The 17,594-nt window shown below is 59.3% G+C and carries 14 protein-coding genes and 3 pseudogenes; 10 read left to right on the top strand and 7 right to left on the bottom strand.

Annotated elements, in window-relative coordinates; genetic code table 11:
* Positions 1-237: 237 nt before the first annotated feature.
* Positions 238-858, bottom strand: a complete 621-nt coding sequence (locus tag AC1DLV_RS26900) for a cyclic nucleotide-binding domain-containing protein (protein WP_476803096.1) — start codon at positions 856-858, stop codon at positions 238-240.
* A gap of 303 nt (positions 859-1,161) precedes the next feature.
* Here AC1DLV_RS26900 and AC1DLV_RS26895 point away from each other — a divergent pair, with 303 nt between their 5' ends.
* Positions 1,162-1,452 (top strand): hypothetical protein, encoded by a 291-nt coding sequence (locus AC1DLV_RS26895; protein ID WP_476803095.1) that lies wholly within the window; start codon positions 1,162-1,164, stop codon positions 1,450-1,452.
* Between the two features lie 308 nt (positions 1,453-1,760).
* Positions 1,761-2,014 (top strand): annotated as a pseudogene (locus AC1DLV_RS26890) (ISL3 family transposase); the annotation flags it as partial.
* Between the two features lie 194 nt (positions 2,015-2,208).
* On the opposite strand, the gene AC1DLV_RS26885 reads toward AC1DLV_RS26890, so the two are convergent.
* Both AC1DLV_RS26885 and AC1DLV_RS26880 read right to left on the bottom strand, forming a co-directional pair.
* Positions 2,209-3,174, bottom strand: a complete 966-nt coding sequence (locus AC1DLV_RS26885; RefSeq protein ID WP_476803094.1) for a methionyl-tRNA formyltransferase — start codon at positions 3,172-3,174, stop codon at positions 2,209-2,211.
* A gap of 119 nt (positions 3,175-3,293) precedes the next feature.
* On the bottom strand, positions 3,294-4,763 hold the full coding sequence (locus tag AC1DLV_RS26880) for an aldehyde dehydrogenase family protein (RefSeq protein ID WP_476803093.1): 1,470 nt from the start codon (positions 4,761-4,763) through the stop codon (positions 3,294-3,296).
* Between the two features lie 213 nt (positions 4,764-4,976).
* Here AC1DLV_RS26880 and AC1DLV_RS26875 point away from each other — a divergent pair, with 213 nt between their 5' ends.
* Positions 4,977-6,050, top strand: coding sequence for a substrate-binding domain-containing protein (locus AC1DLV_RS26875; RefSeq protein WP_476803092.1), 1,074 nt, complete (start codon positions 4,977-4,979; stop codon positions 6,048-6,050).
* A gap of 110 nt (positions 6,051-6,160) precedes the next feature.
* Here AC1DLV_RS26875 and AC1DLV_RS26870 read toward each other — a convergent pair.
* Positions 6,161-6,315 (bottom strand): annotated as a pseudogene (locus AC1DLV_RS26870) (transposase domain-containing protein); the annotation flags it as partial.
* Positions 6,316-6,580: 265 nt separating this feature from the next.
* Between AC1DLV_RS26870 and AC1DLV_RS26865 the strand changes: the two are divergent.
* From AC1DLV_RS26865 to AC1DLV_RS26840, 6 genes and pseudogenes are all read left to right on the top strand, one after another.
* Complete coding sequence (locus AC1DLV_RS26865) at positions 6,581-8,125, top strand: Fic family protein (RefSeq protein WP_476803091.1); 1,545 nt, start codon at positions 6,581-6,583, stop codon at positions 8,123-8,125.
* A 1,012-nt stretch (positions 8,126-9,137) separates the two neighbouring features.
* On the top strand, positions 9,138-9,887 hold the full coding sequence (locus tag AC1DLV_RS26860; protein WP_476803090.1) for a GntR family transcriptional regulator: 750 nt from the start codon (positions 9,138-9,140) through the stop codon (positions 9,885-9,887).
* A gap of 79 nt (positions 9,888-9,966) precedes the next feature.
* Positions 9,967-10,118 (top strand): annotated as a pseudogene (locus AC1DLV_RS26855) (IS6 family transposase); the annotation flags it as partial.
* 378 nt (positions 10,119-10,496) lie between these two features.
* Complete coding sequence (locus AC1DLV_RS26850) at positions 10,497-11,309, top strand: DUF932 domain-containing protein (protein ID WP_476836296.1); 813 nt, start codon at positions 10,497-10,499, stop codon at positions 11,307-11,309.
* A gap of 66 nt (positions 11,310-11,375) precedes the next feature.
* Positions 11,376-11,531 (top strand): hypothetical protein, encoded by a 156-nt coding sequence (locus AC1DLV_RS26845; RefSeq protein ID WP_476803088.1) that lies wholly within the window; start codon positions 11,376-11,378, stop codon positions 11,529-11,531.
* A gap of 1,010 nt (positions 11,532-12,541) precedes the next feature.
* Positions 12,542-13,228: a GntR family transcriptional regulator gene (locus AC1DLV_RS26840; RefSeq protein WP_476803156.1), complete on the top strand. Its 687-nt coding sequence runs from the start codon at positions 12,542-12,544 to the stop codon at positions 13,226-13,228.
* Between the two features lie 231 nt (positions 13,229-13,459).
* Here the strand turns inward: AC1DLV_RS26840 and traG are convergent, their stop codons facing one another.
* From traG to AC1DLV_RS26825, 3 genes are read right to left on the bottom strand one after another with little or no spacing between them, the layout of a single operon-like run.
* Entirely contained in the window at positions 13,460-15,379 is a 1,920-nt protein-coding gene (traG, locus tag AC1DLV_RS26835) for a Ti-type conjugative transfer system protein TraG (RefSeq protein ID WP_476803087.1), read from the bottom strand.
* A complete protein-coding gene (gene traD, locus AC1DLV_RS26830; RefSeq protein ID WP_476803086.1) occupies positions 15,366-15,581 on the bottom strand; it encodes a type IV conjugative transfer system coupling protein TraD in 216 nt (71 codons plus the stop codon). The genes traG and traD overlap by 14 nt, the downstream gene beginning before the upstream one ends.
* 4 nt (positions 15,582-15,585) lie before the next feature.
* Positions 15,586-15,867, bottom strand: coding sequence for a TraC family protein (locus AC1DLV_RS26825; protein ID WP_476803085.1), 282 nt, complete (start codon positions 15,865-15,867; stop codon positions 15,586-15,588).
* A gap of 252 nt (positions 15,868-16,119) precedes the next feature.
* Between AC1DLV_RS26825 and traA the strand changes: the two genes are divergently transcribed.
* Positions 16,120-17,594, top strand: a 1,475-nt coding sequence (gene traA, locus AC1DLV_RS26820) for a Ti-type conjugative transfer relaxase TraA (protein WP_476836295.1), incomplete at its 3' end; no start/stop codon positions are given.

Raw genomic sequence — 17,594 nt, 5'->3', positions numbered from 1 at the left:
CTTCATTCAAGAAAGGGACTGCCAAACCAGCTGATACAAAGGCCCGAGGATCAGAAACGAAATTCGGCAAGCACGATGCGCAGCATCAAGATGCGTAGGTTCAAAGTGTCTGAACGTCGTCGTGCGTCCAAGTGGACACGCACCACTAATCGCCCGATGATTGTCAAATGCGGGCCACGCGTCAAGGAGTTGTATTCATGGTCAAGGACCGATGACTGATGGCGCATGCCGCAGGCACTATTTGTCCGACCCCGCAAGAACACTCAGTTGCATGTTGGTACGCAGCAGCTTGTCTCGCAGCGCGACGAAAAAGCTCGCTTTGAGCGCGTTGGCGATCTGGGGGCGGTGCTCCATCAGCGAACGCAGCCGCTCGGCTTCTATTCGCCACAAAAGACCTGGCTCGGTCAGTGTCACGGTGGCGCTTGCGGGGGCCGATGTCGAAACGGAGATCTCTCCGACGAAGCTGCCGCTTTCGCAGGTGCCGACTACCTTTTCATGGGCGGCAACCGCGGCTTGTCCGCTGCTGATGTAGTAGAGCGCAGGCACCGCCGCGCCTTCCGTGCACAGGACGGTGCCCGCCGGAAGGTTCGACCACTTCCCGAGATCCAGGAGGATGCGCTGCTGTCCGGTTGCCAGACCCAGGAAATGCTGGTCCATGAATCTGCGTTCTTCCGGACTGAAACGGGCACGGCTGTTTTGCCAGGCGCTGATGCCGAACTGCAGTATGTTGACCGCAATCAAAGTGGTTTCCCAAAACACGCTGACAGGGTCGGTCAGGATGAACATCGCATAGCAAATGCCGGCGATCGACGACAGGATGACGAAGATGCGAAGCCACAGCATCCGGCGCATGATCATCGAAACGACCAATAGCAGATATGCCAGATGTCCCAAAAAACCACTGGGGGATAAGGCTGCCTCCAGACTGAGTTCGATAGCAATTACCCCGCATTTTCTGAAGGAAACGCAGGTTCATACTGAACTACACTTTGACCGGTTGCGCAATCCATGAGCAAGATCGATGATGGGGAGCTGTCTGCAGTACCCGTGGATAACATGGATTGTTATTGGCAGATCATGCATGAGAAAAGTTTGGCGTTCATGATCTTTTCGCAAGGCGGGATATAGCAAGATGCGTCAAACAAGACGACGTCCAGTATCATGAGCCAGTCGCAGGAAGGTATGTTTCTGCTTTTGGTTATTCTGCAGATAAAACATCTTCTTGCGGACTATGGTCTGCAGTTTGGCTTCATGCTGCGTGGGCGCAAGCACTTCTTCCATGCCGGCCGGCTGGCCCATGTCACCATACACGCGACAGGCTCTGCCATGGTGCTGTTTGTTCTGGGCACGCAGGCGGGCCTGTTGCAGGTTCTTGTGGCTGCCGAAAGCGCGGCCCACGAAGCGTCCAGGTTCGTGCTGCGCTCGACGCGCCGGCGGTCACCTCGCGGGTGAACTCGGCGTAGAATTCTTCGAACAGTCCCGGCTCCATCAGATGGGTGTGAAGGCACTGGAGGGCCGACTTCTCGAGCGCGTCACGCCGGATGTTGAACTGAGTATCGCAGAGAATACCGTCTAAGATCGCCGCGCACGTCGATCTGCAGCTCGTGTGCTCCGGCGTCAGGATCTTTTTCACCAGCGAATGGAAAATATCTGCCGCCGTCATCCACTTGGCCTCCGAGTCTTCCACCAAGGCATCGTAAAGTTAGGCGATCTGAACCCGGTCGTAGGTTGTTATGTTCGGATGCAACACGGCGTACGTCCGCTTGGAATGCATCGTCCATCACCCTGGATTGGTGCTTGGTGGCAGGCCGGCGGCCGGTTTTGCCAGGTGGTTCCGGTCAGCAATGACACACGCTGCTACGAGTCGTTTGGCGGCGGGCTTGTTTGCGAACGGACCCTCAAGGTTGTCGGTGTTGAAGATTGGGCCAGAAACCATCGTTACGGCACCATCGTCTGCGACCTGGAGCGGCGCATCGTGACACTATTGCCAGCTTCTCGTTATCGATCGGCGCAACTGGCCGGCATTCCAGGCACGATGCGCCCCCCACATCTAGCGGACCTCCTGACGTCGGCGCGGTGTCTTTTCTGGCACGAGGAGTGAAAGCTTGCTGGCGCAGCGGCGGGCCAGAGGAAAGGATAAAAGCCGCCGATGGCTCGGCGGCTATTATGGGAGGATGGTCAACCCCAGGGTTGACCGACGAAAAATCGTCAGTTGACTGGTTCGGCAGTCTTCACCACGACCGGTGCCTCAAGCTTCATGCCCGGCTTCAAACCAAAGGCTTCGGCGAAAGCAGCACCCGAAAGCTTCTGGCCCGCTTCGGTGCGAACCTTGAATATCTCCACGGTTCCGCCCTGCGCCGAAACGCTGATGCTGCGCTCGCCGATGGCGCTGATTTCACCTGGTTTGCCCAAGACGTCGCCGAAGCGGCGTACCAGGTGCTTGCGCGCCTCGAACAAGCGTACCTTGGTGCCGTTGACCGAAGCCCATGCGCCGGGTGCCGGGTCGCAGCCGCGGATGAGGTTGTGGATCACATCAATGTGGGCATGCCAGTTGATTCTGGCTTCCACATCCTTGCACCAGCCTTCGTAGGAGGCCTTGCTCTCGTCCTGTTCAGTTTCGTTGTGTTTGCCCGCGACGACGAGGTCCGCAGCTTCCAGCATGGCATCAACGCCGAGCGGGAACAGCCAGTCAAAATACACGCTTCCAAGTGTATCGTCCGGGCCGATGTCGACGGTTTTCTGGAGGATGACGGGGCCCTCGTCGAGGCCGTCGGTAGGGCGGAAGATGGTGAGGCCCGTCTGGGTGTCGCCCTTGATCACCGGCCAGTTGATCGAGCTCGGTCCGCGATATTTGGGCAGCAACGACGGATGGTACTGGATGGTGCCGTGCTTGGGGATGTTGACGAAGTCCTGCGGCGCAAACTGCAGCACATAAGCCATGACGGCGAGATCGACGTTGAGTTCGCGCAAGGCGTTCTCCGCAGCTTCGCCCTTAAGGCTGGGCAGTTGAAACACTTTGAGCCCGGCCTTCTCGGCCGCAACCCGCAGCGGGTCGGGCCGCGCACCGGGTTTCTCCGGCGCGCAGAATACGCCAGCGACTTCGTCGCCCCGGGCGAGAAACGCCTCGAGAACGCTTTGTCCAAATGCCTGCTGTCCGATGATGGCAATACGCATGATCTTGTTTTCCTCCAGATTTTGGCAAAGCTTCGCCGTGCCCAGCAGCGCTGGGCCACGGATCGGTTCAGTGACTGCTTGGGTTGTTGAGGTTGCTTCCGCTCAGGCAGAGCGCGTCATCAACGGCCGGTGTTGATCCAGACAACCTTGGGTTCGGTGAAGTTCTCGATAGCCTCTTCGCCGTGCTCGCGACCGAAGCCGGAGTCGCGGGCGCCGCCCCAGGGAAGCCGGATGTCCGTCGGGCCGTAGGTATTCACCCAAACGGTGCCGGCCTTGAGGCGGCGCGTGAAACGGTGCGCCCGGGCGATATCCGCTGTCCACACGCCTGCAGCCAGGCTGTAGACCGTGCCGTTGGCGATGCGAAGTGCGTCCTCGTCGTCGGTAAACTTGATGACCGTGGCGACGGGGCCGAAAATTTCTTCCTGCGAGATGCGCATCTCGTGCTCGACGTCTGCGAACACGGTAGGTTCTACATAGAAGCCGCGCTCGCCGTGACGGCTGCCGCCGGTGACCAGGCGCGCACCTTCCTTTTTGCCAATGTCGATGTACTCGAGGACCCGGTTCATCTGCACTTCGGAGACCAGAGGCCCCATGCCAGTCGACGTTTCGCGCGGATCGCCGATGCGGGTCGAATTCGCTCGTGCTGCAAGCCGCTCGACAACCTCGTCATAGACGCTTTCATGGGCAAGGATGCGCGAGCCCGCCGAACAGACCTGACCAGTGTTGAAGAAAATGCCCGCGCCCGCAGCCTTGACCGCGGCATCGATGTCGGCGTCGGGGAAGATGATGTTGGCCGACTTGCCGCCGAGCTCCAACGTGACGCGCTTGAGGTTGCCGGCTGCACCGCGCAGGATCTGGCGACCGACCGCTGGTGAACCGGTGAAGGTGACCTTGTCGATGTCGGGATGATCGACGATCGCCTGTCCTGCAACCTTGCCGAAGCCGGGAACGACATTGAGCGTGCCGGCTGGGAAACCGGCTTCGAGCGCCAGTTCGCCGATACGGAGTGCTGTCAGCGGGGTGATTTCCGCAGGCTTCAGTACGACCGTGCAGCCGCACGCCAGTGCCGGCGCGATCTTCCACATGCCGATCATCAGCGGGAAGTTCCACGGAATGATAGCGCCGACGACGCCAAGCGGCTCGCGCACGGTGTAGGTGAGAGCATCCTGTCGTGCCGGTATCACCTTGCCGTTGATCTTGTCGGCCATGCCCGCATAGTAGACCAGCGTGTCGATGACGGCCGGAAGGTCCTGGCGGCGGATAGCCGAAACCGGCTTGCCGCTATCAAGGCTTTCCAAATTGACCAGCTCGTCCTCGTTCTGGCGGATCAACTCGGCAAGCTTGAGCAGCAGCAGGCCGCGCTCGCTGGCGCGCATCCGTCCCCAATCGGCTTCGAGGGCGGCGCGGGCGGAACGCGCGGCGGCGTCGACATCGGCGGCGTCAGCCTCGGCGATCTTGGCGATGACATTGCCCGTCGACGGATCGACGGTCTCGAAAGTGCGGCCGGAAAGTGCGTCGACGCGTTTGCCGTCGATGAGCAGTTTCTGGGTCCAGTCGGAAAAGGCGAATACCACAGACTTCCTCCACATATGAATCTTGTTTCATATGTCTCTGCTGGAGCGGTTGTTCCCAATGCCGCGAGCAGGAGACTGATATCAGCCTAGGAAAGATATTTTCCTGTGGGAATAGGATATTTGTTGCCTATATCGACGTCTGGATACATGATCCCTCATGCAAGTCTGGCTAACACCGATATATGAAGTGAACATCATATGTGGTTGCGCCAAGGCAGGGAGGGCACGATGATCCGTATCGAGATCGATCCAGTCTGGCGCTTCCGGCGCAGCCAGGACTCACAATCCTTGCAGATCATGCTCGGCTTCCTGGCGGAGATACGGGCGAGCGGAAAGATCACCAAGGCTGCCGACTTGGTTGGCGTTTCGTACCGCCACGCGTGGAACCTGATCGAAAAATGGTCAGCTTTTTTCGACACGCCGCTTGTGGTCCGCAAGCAAGGCAGTGGCACCAGCCTCACGCCTTTTGGCGACAAGCTGGTTTGGGCCGGACAGCGGCTGGAAGCGCGTCTCGGGCCGCTGCTGCAGAACCTTTCGCAGGAGCTTGAGACTGAGATCAATCAACTGCTGCCGCATGGTCCGCTGATCCTGAGGGTACATGCTAGCCATGGTTTCGCGGTTCCCAAACTGCGCGAGCTGCTTAGCCGCGAGCCGGATATCGGCGTGGATTTCCGCTATGTCAGCAACCAGAACTCGTTGGCTTCGCTGGCTCATGACGGTTGCGATCTCGCCGGCATGCACCTGCCGCAGGGCGAATTGCGCAAACGCAGCATCGCGGCCAGCAAAGGCTGGCTGACGAGCGCACATCGGGTTATCGGCTTCGTCACCCGTGAGATGGGCTTGATGGTCGCGCACGGAAACCCGCTCGGCATTACCTCTCTCGACCGCTTGCTCGATCCCCAGATACGCTTCGTCAATCGCGATCCGGATTCAGGCACTCGGATGCTGTTGAGTCAGCTCCTGGCCCAACAGCATATAGATAGCGCGGGCATCAACGGCTACGAACATGCCGAATTCACCCATGCGGCGGTCGCGGCTTATGTGGCCTCCGGCATGGCCGATGTTGCCTTCGGGGTTGAAGCTGCGGCGCGACAATTCGGGCTCGATTTCGTCCGCCTGGTGACTGAAGATTACTTTTTCGTCTGCCGTAAAGAAATATTGGAGGTTGACGCAGTCAAGCGCGTGCTTTCGATCATGCGCGGCGACGAGTTCCATGCCGCGGTTTCGCAATTACCCGGTTACAGGGTCAACGACGCCGGGTCGATCAAGACCGTTAGAGAGGTCTTTCGAACCTCGGAATAGCCTTCTCTACGGGCGGCTCCGTCCGATCGCCGGCCATCTCAGATGACGACGGACTCTCGTTAAACGAAGCGTCGGAAAGGTTGAGCTTGTCGCTGTGTGCGGTGTCCCGCTCACACCTTGGGTGGATGATTCCAGGGAAGGAGGTCATCGACCCGGCTCCGTTGTGGCCTTTGACGATGGCTATGAGCGTGCTGGCCAGATAGGCCTGCGGCATGACGGCGTTGAGTTTGCAAGTCTCGGCGAGCGACGCGATTGTCACCCAGTTTTACCATAGCGCGCAGGCTTCGACATTGCGCGGCTGATTGAGCGCACTACCGATGGCTGCTCCAGCCACGAACGCACCGGCTGGGAACCAGAAATCAGCTTACTGGTGATAGCCAGTACTATCGTCGCGGTGGAGGGGCATGAAGCCTTTTTTGTGATCGTAATTCAGGACGAGGGTTCCATGCTCACGGATCATATTTGCATGTTATCACTTTTCATGGAATACTATCTATGGAATCGATATTCACGAAAGAGCATCGAAATTCATGACGGAGAGACAGCATGAGCCATTTTCAGGCGCCGTGAGTGTTTTTCACAGTCGCGGGATGCCGGAAGCAGCCACACCGGTAGGCTACGCAGCTCTCATCGATGCCTACGATCTGGCCGTACCGATCCCACGAACCCTGGCTGCCATTGGTCCGCGCCACAAGGTCTATGAGGCCGATGGCTGGAATATCTACACGCCTCGCCATGCGCCCAGTGCCGACCTTAGCGGGCATCTGACCTTCGCCCTGCGCTATGAGGGGCTGGATCTGGCCGTGCTGAAGGAGCTGTTTCGCGCCACCGGTTCCGAGCCGATCGCCGATATCGTGCGTGCGACACCGACGGGCGCTTATGCGCGCCGGCTGTGGTTTCTGTACGAATGGCTCCTTGACGCACAGCTCGATCTTCCCGATGCTGAGCAGGGTGCCTATGCCTTGGTCGTCGATCCTAAGCAGCAATGGGCGACGAATGGCACAACCTCGACCCGCCATCGGGTGAAGAACAACCTGCCGGGTACGCCGGCGTTCTGCCCAATGATGTTCCGAACGCCGGCGCTAAAAGCATTCGTCGCTCGCAATCTGGCTGAAGAAGCTCGACGTCTGGTCGCTGAGGTGCCAGCCGACCTGCTGGCGCGGACGGCGGCCTTCCTGCTGCTAAAGGATTCGCGGTCGAGTTTCGAGATCGAAGGTGAAGATCCGCCTCAGGACCGTATCCAGCGCTGGGGGCAGGTCATCGGGGAGGCGGGCCGCCGTCCGATCGACCGCGACGAACTCCAGCGTTTGCAGCGCATCGTCATCGGCGACGCGCGCTTTGTGCACTTGGGATTGCGCGTAGAGGGCGGCTTCGTCGGCGAGCACGAACGCAACACAGGCGCGCCCATTCCTGACCATATCAGCGCGCGGCATGAGGATTTGCCGGAGCTGGTCGAGGGCTTGACTGCCTTCGACAGAAGCGCGGCCAGGGGGCTCGACCCCGTTATTGCCGCCGCCGGCCTAGCGTTTGGCTTTATTTATATCCATCCGTTCGAGGACGGGAACGGCCGCCTTCACCGCTATCTCGTCCATCATGTGCTGGCCGAGCGTGGTTTCAATCCGCCAGGCCTGGTTTTCCCCGTCTCTGCGGTCATCCTCGACCGGATCGACGACTATCGGAAGACGTTGGAAAGTTACTCGCGTCGTCTCATACCGCATGTTCGATGGCGGCCGACCGATCGCGGCAATGTGGAGGTGCTGAACGAGACGATAGACTTCTATCGCTATTTCGACGCCACCCCGCATGCCGAATTCCTGTTCGCCTGCGTGGCACGCACGGTCGATGTCGATCTGCCGTCCGAGACCGCGTTCCTCCGGAGTTACGACACATTCAAGAGTCAAATTCTGGGCATGATCGACATGCCAGACAGGCTACTTGATCTTTTGTTCCGGTTTCTGCGCCAAAATGACGGACAGCTTTCGAAGCGGGCGCGCGAGCGCGAATTCGCGGGTCTGACGGATGACGAGGCCACCCGGATCGAGGGAATTTTTGCCGAACTCCGCACTGGCTTCTGAGGACATCGTTCGGCTTCCAAAGAAACACCCGATGCTCCTGTTCGAGGTCCGGGTCTGGCTGCGAGAGCGAGTCGGTCAGATGCTGCAGTCGGCACTGTACGCTCCTGGCTGTTGCGCATCATGCCGCAACCCAACCTTGTACGACTTTCGGCGCCAACCTCACAGGCGGTGACGTCCGCCAGACGAGTGTTTCGGTATCTGTTCTTGGTAAGTCGCAGTTCGACGGCCTCGAGGCTTTCAGCCTGCACCTATTGGCTATGGAACGACAATATCGGCGGTTTTTCGGATCATCATCGTTGTATTCGACTGGAACCACCACGAGTGGAGAGTGGCGCAGCGCCGAGTTTTTCGCCAACTGGTGTCACTCGATAGTGATCGGAAAGCACGAGCCCTTGAATGATCGGATCGCCGGCCGCCGCCTGAAGCTGCCTTAGCCCTCGGAAATCCTGCGGCTGGCATAGTCGGTCCGAATTTCCCCACTCAGCAGCAGATCGTTTCATAGGAAATGACGATGGCACGCACCAGCAGCTTCTCTTCCACCAGAAGCAGGCAGGCTCGGCGCAAATTGGAGGTAGAGTCAGACCGCGGGGGCAATCACAGCGAGTGAGAAACGATGATGCTTGTATCTGACAACAGGCTGGACCACGACCGCCAACTATCAGCCAACAGGTTCATCGCTGATGAACCTGATATCGCACTGCCAGGCATTCGCACGCGCATGACCGACGACATTTGAGAACGCGGAAAACGTCTGCCGCAGGCAAACTGTACGTTCATGAAGTCCAGCGACCAGCAGGCGCTCACCTTCGCTTTGACCGAGATAGACGGACGCGCGCGCCGCCGCCGAGCTTTCCGGAACCTGACGACTAGCAAATGGAAGGGGCCGCGCAAGTCTTGAAGCGTCCGGTCGTTGCGTTCTTGCAGCGACGACCTACTAGCTATAAATCAATTCGAAAGGACTCGCCAATCAGTATTGCTGCAACTTTTGATCGACAAACATACAAGAGGACCCATGCCAGAACGCTATCTGTCGCCAGCGCTTCATGATCAGGATGCGATGACGCTGCTGATGGCGCCGTTGGTTGGGATCGAAGCCAAGATCTACAATGACCTGTGGAACGCGGTGATCAACCGCAAACTCAGACCGGGCGCCAAGCTCGATGAGTCCGTGATAGGGGAGATCTATGGCATCAGCCGTACGGTCATCCGCAAGGTACTGTTCATCATGGAACAGGAAGGCATTGTCTCGTTGCCCGCCAACCGCGGCGCTTACATCGCTTCGCCATCGTTCCGAGACGCAGAGGAACTCTTGGAATCCGTGTCTGCCTCGCTCATCTATTTCATAGGCGAACTGGCGGCACACCCAGAGCGCATCACCAAGGAACAACGCAACAAGCTCGCCGACCACATCAAGGCCCAAGAAAAGGCCACCGCTGACCAGGATTTCCATACCGCACGCCGGCTGAACAACGAGTTTTGCCTGCTTCTCGCGCTGATTCACGGCAACCGGCTTATGGCGGGCGTATTCGATAGACAGATGAACCTCTACACCGTTGCGCTTGCTTCGTATCAGGTAGCGCCCCCCCTGATCAGCAGAGCAGAATTTACGACAACTCTGACCCGCCATATTTTCGACGGCGAGCCGGCCGAGGCAGTCGCCTATTACCGCACGGTCTACGACGCAATCCGCCGCACATTGCGACCAGACGGGGGCAAAGAAGAGATCGATCTTCGGGCGATCCTGACGGTAGCGTCGCGTTAACCGAATGAGAGGTTGGCTCGTAGATGGCGCCATAGTCGGACTGGCTAAACATCTCTAGCGCCACCGCTTTTCGGCTGAAATCATCAGCCACCCGATGTGGCTCTATTTCCGCATTCCGCTCAGTCTTCGTCAAATCAAGGATATGCTCACGGCATAGAGGTCATTCCCGACAAATGGCACCTCGATGAGATGGTCGCCTCAGGCGGGAAATACTGGCAATGGTGCGCCGTCCATGCGGACGACGAAGTTCTCTCCGTGGCGCTCTATTCGGAGCCACGCTTACGCCCGTCTCCGCCGAGCAAAGCGGTTGTGCGGCCCCACCAGTGCCGCTTGCTTGCTTCAAGCAGGGAAGCCGAGGGGCTTTGCCCCTTCTCCTCCCCAAACAGGCTTCCGCCCACCTTCCTCCACGTGGCTATGCCCCGCTCCGTGCAGGCGGTTCCCCGCGAAACCTGTTTCCCCTCCCAACCCCACGTTCCGCACGTGCTCGAAGGCAGGAGCGGGGCTCCTGCCCCTACGGGACAGAGCAAAACCGCTTCGCGGAAAAAGGGAACTGGAGAGAGACCAATGTCCATCTACACAAACACCGCTCGCTTTGATTCAGGCCGTGCCATGTCCGAAGACGAGTTACGCCGAGCCGCGCCGTCCATATTTGCCGTTACTGCTCATGAAAGCCGCTCCGAACGGTTCCAACCAATCCCCACTATCGACGTCTTGCGCGGCCTGATGGCCGAAGGCTTTATGCCTGTGGGCGCAAAACAGTCGCGCACGCGCATCGCAGGCAAGGCAGAGTTCACCAAGCACTTGATAAGGTTGCGCCGCCTCGACACTGCCAAGACCCATTCAGTGGGGGATACAGTTTGTGAAATCCTGCTGAAAAATGCCAATGACGGCACCAGCGCTTACGACCTGATGGCCGGGCTTTTCCGCATCTGTTGCCTGAATTCCATGGTCGCACAGACGGCAACGCTCGACAGCGTCAAGGTGCGCCATTCCGGCGACGTTCGCGCCAAGGTGATCGAGGGTACCTATCGCGTTTTGGGTGAGGCGGAGAAGACGCTGGCGGCACCGCAGGATTGGAGCACGGTCAAGCTGGATCGCGAAGAACGGGCAGTGTTTGCCGAAGCCGCGCACCTTGTGCGCTTCGGCGATAGTGAAGGCGAGACCGCCACGCCCATTCAACCGGCCCAGCTCCTCATTCCGCGCCGCTACGACGACCGTAGCGATGATCTTTGGACAACATTTAATGTGGCGCAGGAAAATATCATCAAGGGTGGTGTCCGCGGCGTCGGGCGCGACGACCTTGGACGCCCGCGCCGCGTCACAAGCCGCGCCGTCAACGGCATCGATCAGGACATCAAGCTCAACAAAGCCTTGTGGATGCTGGGCGAGCGCATGGCCGAATTGAAAGGCATTGGCCGGTGACACCCCGCAAAGCGGGGCGGGAGAGTAGCTCCTGCCTCGATAGATGCCAGTTAACGAGGGAACCCTATGCTTTACACCGTCGAACAGACGCAAGGCCGGAAATGGTCAGTCCTCAACGCACGGACAAAGGCGCCCTTTGGCGACCCTCTGGACGGCATGGAAGCCGCCATGAACCTCGCCCGCGAGGCACAAGCAGCCAGCGTCGAACCAGCCGGAGGATGAGCATTCCCGGCCGAGGCATTCAGGCTTTGCCCTCAAACTCGAAGGTGCACACATGTGGTTAATCCCCATTGGTTCACCCTAGAATTGAAAAGAACCCGGAAGAGCTGGTCACTCGTGCTCCGGGTTCAATTCATCCTCTAGGAAGAGTAGGGCGGGCGAAAGCTCATCTCACACTTCGAGATTGAACATAGCAGTCCCCTAGCCGTTTCCAAGAGACCGGCAAAAGAAGGGCCATCCACACCAGGGCAACGGGTGCCAGTCCGACCCATTGTGGCAAAGCCAGCAATGGTTTCGGCGACTTCAGCCTAGCCTCGCCGCCTCGATCGCCTGCGGCGCTCCGGTCGAACTGGCGGGGGGCTCATCGCCCCAAATGGTGCGGCCAAGGCCGCACATTGTCGCACGAAACAAGTGCCTGAATGAAATTCACGACTAAGAGAATGATCGGTTTAGGCCGACAACGAAGATCGTTGCCCTCAACCGTCCTGCCTTGGCTTGCGGAACGAAAGGCCGGTAAGTTGAGAGTTCACCAAGATCTAAGCGGCGGCAGTATAATGGCAAACTCTGTAAGATCGTTCTTCTTAGGATTGCCGTTGGCAAGACCTGCAGCGACCAAATGTGCACCCGGAGCCGGACGCCTGCGCAGCAATACCGGAAGCGGCCGTTCATACGATTGGAAGCCGAGCGAGTTCGTATGTGGCAGGACTTACAATTGAGCGATGGCCGAGAGGTTCAGCGTGAGTGGCGATTAATCGGCAATTGGCCGTCCTTGCGGGCAGACTCCGCCGCAGAAAAACACGATCTGGCCCGAGTTGCTGTCTCAAGTGGCGCCTCGCAGGCCGACCCAATTGAAGCGATGAAATCCTGTCATGCACGTTGACTCGATTTGCAAGTTTTCATGTTTCCAGTCCACCAAGACCATTGATATAAGCCAGGTATTACCGCCAGGAGACTTTGAAGGATGCCCCAACGTTACCATTCCCCAGCGCTAACGGCACCGCTGTGTTGAAGCGCTGATCTACGACCGGCTGTGGAACGCCATCCTAGACCGCAAGATCCGCCCCGGCACCAAATTGGCCGAAGACGAGATCGGCGCTGCCTTCAACATCAGCCGGACCGTCATTCGCAAGCTCCTGTTCATTATGGAGGAGCAGGGGATTGTTCATTTGCCTCCCAACCGCGGTGCCTATGTCGCCACGCCGACGCCGGAGGATGCACAGGAAGTCCTTGAAGCCACCCGCGTCATCGCCATGCATGTCGTGGGCGAGCTTGCTAAAAACCCTATGCGCCTCAGCGCAGAAGACCGGGGGCGCCTTGACGCGCACTACCAGTTCCAGCAGCAAGTGGCGGCGGCGAATGACTACCACTCCATGCGGCGTCTTATCGTCGAGTTTTATGTTCTATTGGTCTTGCTGTACGGCAACAAGACACTGGCAGCGGCCCAAGAGCGCCTGATGATGCGCGGTACGATGGCGATCACGCTTTATCAGCAGAATCTGGTGCTCTGGCCCCCGCATGAATATCATAGGCAGCTGATCGAGCTGATTTATGCAGGTAAAGTCGAGCAAGCTGTCGCCCATGTCGAGAACCTGTACCGTACGACAGAAGCCAGCTTGCTTTTTGCTCCGCATGACCAGGCCATTGACCTTCGCGCTATCCTAAGCGGGGATGACAGCCCGACCCTGTCTGCAAAGGCCTAGCTCAGGGTATTTTGCGGTCTGAGGCCGCAGGAAATGCAATAACTTTGCTTGCGGCGATGTCAGTTGCAGTGGCGCGCCCCGCAGGTCCCCGACAAGGTCGAGCCGGGCGCGCCAGGGGAGCGCCTGGTAGGGGCACACCGAACACTGGCCGGTTGTGTGCGCCAAGCTCTGCAAATTAGCGGCCATGATGCTAGGCGCAAGGTGAGCTCTTTATGCTCTCCGTTCCGGTCCTCAAGCCTTACCTTTCCGGTGGAACCTGTTCTTGCCGACGGCCTTCATGTCATCCCGTCGGAACCACACCGCGCGCCCGCAACGGAGCGGCGGGTTGCCTGCGGTAAAGACGATCTGCTCGTCCGAGCGCATGCGCAGGACCTCGTCGGGCAGGATCAGAGGGCGCCGGATCAGTTGCTTTGATCGCGAGCGCGACGAGCCGGATATCCCGCTCGTGCGGCTCATCTGGTCGACTTCGACCGTCGTGTCGCCGCAGCGCTTGGAGATGTATTCAGCGGTGTCAGGATCGTTGATCGCGGCGAAGCTGATCCATGATGCGCTCTCGAACCATTTGCTTGTGGCGTTCTGGCCGCCATAGGCCTCGCGCATCTGCCCGATTGACTGGAAGATCATGATGAGCGTCAAGGCGTATTTACGCCCTGAATCGCGGGCGGTTTCGAGGATCCTGAGATAGCCGAGACGCGCCACCTCATCGAGCAGGAACAGGGTCCTTCCCGTGACTTCGCCATTGCGGTTATAGATCGCGTTCATAAGAGCACCGATGATGACCCGGGCGAGACCCGGATGCGCGTCCAGAACCTTAAGGTCGAGCGCGATGAAAATGTCGGTGTCACCGCCGGCCAGATCGTCAGTTGAAAATGCTTCGCCTGATACCAGCGCCGCGTAGTTAGGATAGGAGAGCCAGTGCGTCTCCTTGACGGCGTTGGCATAGACGCCGGAAAAAGTCTCGGGCGTCATGTTCACGAACACCGCCACATTCTCCTTCACGAACTCCGATGCCGACTGCTCATGGATTTGCTTGAGGCGCTCACGCAGTTTCGGCTCAGGCTCGGAAAGATTAGTGCGTACTTGTCTCAGGGTCTGCTCCTTTGCCTCCGTATGCCCCGACAAACAAACGTCGGCAATCAGCACGGTAAGGAGCTGAAGTGCGGAGGCGCGGAAGAAGTCGTCTCGTGCGGAAGTCTGCCGTGCATTGTCGGTCATGACCCAGGTCGCGACCGCGACGATATCTTCTTCCTTCGTGCCGCCGAAACGACCGATCCAGTCGAGCGCGTTGAACCCGGTCGTGGGGTCAGTGGCCTTGAGAGTGATAACCTTCCGGCCAGCTTCGCGGCGATGCGCGATCACCATCGGCGCGACCTCGGAGGACGGATCAAGCACCACCAGCCCGCCACCCCATTTGAGTGCGCTCGGGATCGTCACCGACGTCGTTTTGAAGCCGCCTGAACCGGCAAAAACGATTCCATGTGACGAACCGAAAGAGCCGTCGAAGCAAAGTAGCGGCGAGCGACCGCCAGAACCCCAAGTCTCCTTTCTGTCGGCCCGGAATACCATTGTCGAGACGCTGTCGAGGTCGACGCGGTAGCGCTCTCCGACGACAATTCCACCCGTGACCGGAAAGAGCACTCGCGCCTCGCGCATGCCCATCCAGTCGGCCTCACCGTAAATGGCACGCTTGCCACGAATGCGGCGCGGCACAGCTCTGGCGAAGGCAGCGTTCCCGATCATTGCGACGCGCAGTGCAAAAATGCCCGCGAACATTGCAACACCAGCTCCGAGCATGGTGGAGGGATAAGTGTAGTACAGAACCGTCTGTTCGGCTGGCACGCGATCAGTGTATGCGGAAAGCCTGGTTGTCTCGCGAACCACTGCGATGAGAACAACCGCAGCACTTCCCGTCGTGACGCCCCAGCCAGCCGCTTTGATGTTTGCTGCACCTGCTGCCGCAACGAGGAAGATGACGCCAACCGTTCCCGACAGGAAATAGGGTAAGGCTAGCCCGGCACGACTTAGCATCAGGCGAGCACTGTCGTTCATTCCGGGCGTTACCAGCAAGTGTTCGGCGTCGGTGACGCCGAACAGCGTTCCGATCATCAGTGCTACAGGCGCGATTGCGACCAGGAGCCTACTCGCTGTCATGACCGAGTGCCTCCACTCCAATCTTCGTGAGCCTGGGTCGCTCGGCTTCGTCTTCTCGCAGCCGTCCGCTTGCATCGAGCATTAGGCCAAGCAATAGCGCCCACTTCTCGTATCGGAGCCCCGCCTTCACTATCAGGCCGCCCAACTCCATCTTCTCGCGTGTGTCCCTCTTGCAGACTTCCGATGTGGCAAACCGCGACATGCGCTCACGCCCCACCGCCGCCGCCCGCAGCCTGGCCAGCCGCGACCGACGCGGTCGACGTTCCGTTTGTCCTGCCGGCTCTATCCTTCTTTCTGGACTTTTGGAGAAACCGCCCCGCGAGTTCCTCGAAGGCCGCCAGCAACTCAGCTTCGTCGATCTCAATTTCGTCAAGACGAGCCCGGAGTGCCATCCGCCCGATGCGCTCGGCCTCGCGCATTTCCGCTTGTTTGAGTTGCTCTTGCAGTCGGACGATTTCTTCCCTGATCTTCGATGAGGGTCGTTTCATTCCGGTAGCCTCCTCATTGTTTGGATTGAGCCAAACGCCAGGCAAAGATCGACGGGGAGGGTGCGAAGCGCATTCCCGTTTATTCTGCAGTCGGCGGAGCCGACGCTCTCAACGATGATCCCGCCGTTCCGAAGGAGCGGTCCAAGGGCGCAATTATACGTCGCTGGCGCGACGTGTTGCTCAACGGCCTGCCCGGCCAACCGCCCCTGACGAACGCACTGGTGTCCGTTCGCTCCGGGAGCAATCTCTGCCGTGACTGTCCCTCACTTCTCCGTCAGCATCGTCAGCCGCGGCGACGGCCGCAGCGCGGTGCTGTCGGCCGCCTATCGCCATTGCGCCAAGATGGAGTACGAACGCGAGGCGCGCTCGGTCGATTACACCCGCAAGCAAGGGCTACTCCACGAGGAGTTTTCGGCACCACCGGATGCGCCACAATGGCTGCGCAGCCTCATTGCCGACCGCTCGGTGGCAGGTGCTGCGGAAGCCTTCTGGAACAAGGTCGAGGCTTGCGAGAAACGCGCAGATGCCCAGCTTGCCAAGGACATCACCATTGCCTTGCCGCTGGAGCTGTCGCCCGAGCAGAACATCGCACTGGTCCGTGATTTCGTCGAACGACACATCCTCGCCAAGGGCATGGTKGCRGACTGGGTCTATCATGACGCGCCGGGCAATCCGCATGTCCATCTGATGATGACGCTGCGACCGCTGACCGAAGATGGGTTCGGCGCCAAGAAGATTGCCGTCATCGGGGAGAATGGCGAGGTCTTGCGCAACACCGCCGGCAAGATCGTYTATGAGCTATGGGCAGGCGGGATCAACGACTTTGCTGCGCTTCGCGATGGCTGGTTCGAGACGCAGAACCGGCATCTGGCGCTTGGCGGCATCGATCTGCGCGTTGATGGCCGCTCTTATGCCGAGCGCGGCATCGACATCGTGCCGACCATYCATATCGGCGTCGGCGCCAAGGCGATCCAGCGTAAATSCGAAMGCGAAGGTCAAAAGCCCTCGCTTGAGCGGATYGATCTGTTCGAGGCGCAGCGCAAGGAGAATACACGCCGGTTCTTAAGACGGCCCGAGATCGTGCTCGATATGGTCTCTTCGGAAAGAAGCGTCTTCGACGAACGCGATATCGCCAAGATCCTGCATCGTTATGTCGACGATGCCGCCACGTTCCAGCATCTGCTGGTGCGGGTTCTGCAGAGCCCCGAGGCATTGCGCATCGAGCGCGACGGCGTCGACCTTGCGACAGGAGACAAGGTCCGAGCGCGCTACACAACGCGCGAGTTGATCCGCATCGAAGCCAAGATGGCAACGCAATCGATCTGGCTGTCGCAGCGCGCAACGCATGGCGTTCGAGAGAAGGTGCTGGACAGCGTCTTGGCACGTCATTTGCAGCTGTCGCAGGAACAGCGTGTCGCCATCGAGCATGTGGCGGGGGCCGCGCGGATCGCAGCTGTCGTTGGCCGTGCCGGCGCGGGCAAGACCACGATGATGAAGGCTGCCCGTGAGGCGTGGGAACTGGCTGGTTATCGCGTTGTCGGTGCAGCCCTTGCCGGCAAGGCAGCAGAAGGCCTTGAGAAGGACGCGGGCATTGTCAGCCGCACGCTGGCGTCGTGGGAACTGCGCTGGAAACAAGACAGGGACGGTCTTGATGCCAGGACGGTGTTTGTTCTCGACGAGGCCGGCATGGTTGCCTCCAGGCAGATGGCGCTGGTTGTTGAAGCGGT

The sequence above is a fragment of the Aminobacter sp. 01T433 genome, from assembly GCF_056398585.1.
Note: the sequence above shows the minus strand (reverse complement) of the source record. Positions and strands in the feature narration are given on the sequence as shown.

Excerpts from the sequence above, each read along its gene's own strand:
- AC1DLV_RS26900 (WP_476803096.1), bottom strand. The coding sequence starts at position 858 with ATGATCATGCGCCGGATGCTGTGGCTTCGCATCTTCGTCATCCTGTCG.
- AC1DLV_RS26895 (WP_476803095.1), top strand. The coding sequence starts at position 1,162 with ATGAGCCAGTCGCAGGAAGGTATGTTTCTGCTTTTGGTTATTCTGCAG.
- AC1DLV_RS26885 (WP_476803094.1), bottom strand. The coding sequence starts at position 3,174 with ATGCGTATTGCCATCATCGGACAGCAGGCATTTGGACAAAGCGTTCTC.
- AC1DLV_RS26880 (WP_476803093.1), bottom strand. The coding sequence starts at position 4,763 with ATGTGGAGGAAGTCTGTGGTATTCGCCTTTTCCGACTGGACCCAGAAA.
- AC1DLV_RS26875 (WP_476803092.1), top strand. The coding sequence starts at position 4,977 with ATGATCCGTATCGAGATCGATCCAGTCTGGCGCTTCCGGCGCAGCCAG.
- AC1DLV_RS26865 (WP_476803091.1), top strand. The coding sequence starts at position 6,581 with ATGACGGAGAGACAGCATGAGCCATTTTCAGGCGCCGTGAGTGTTTTT.
- AC1DLV_RS26860 (WP_476803090.1), top strand. The coding sequence starts at position 9,138 with ATGCCAGAACGCTATCTGTCGCCAGCGCTTCATGATCAGGATGCGATG.
- AC1DLV_RS26850 (WP_476836296.1), top strand. The coding sequence starts at position 10,497 with ATGTCCGAAGACGAGTTACGCCGAGCCGCGCCGTCCATATTTGCCGTT.
- AC1DLV_RS26845 (WP_476803088.1), top strand. The coding sequence starts at position 11,376 with ATGCTTTACACCGTCGAACAGACGCAAGGCCGGAAATGGTCAGTCCTC.
- traG (WP_476803087.1), bottom strand. The coding sequence starts at position 15,379 with ATGACAGCGAGTAGGCTCCTGGTCGCAATCGCGCCTGTAGCACTGATG.
- traD (WP_476803086.1), bottom strand. The coding sequence starts at position 15,581 with ATGTCGCGGTTTGCCACATCGGAAGTCTGCAAGAGGGACACACGCGAG.
- AC1DLV_RS26825 (WP_476803085.1), bottom strand. The coding sequence starts at position 15,867 with ATGAAACGACCCTCATCGAAGATCAGGGAAGAAATCGTCCGACTGCAA.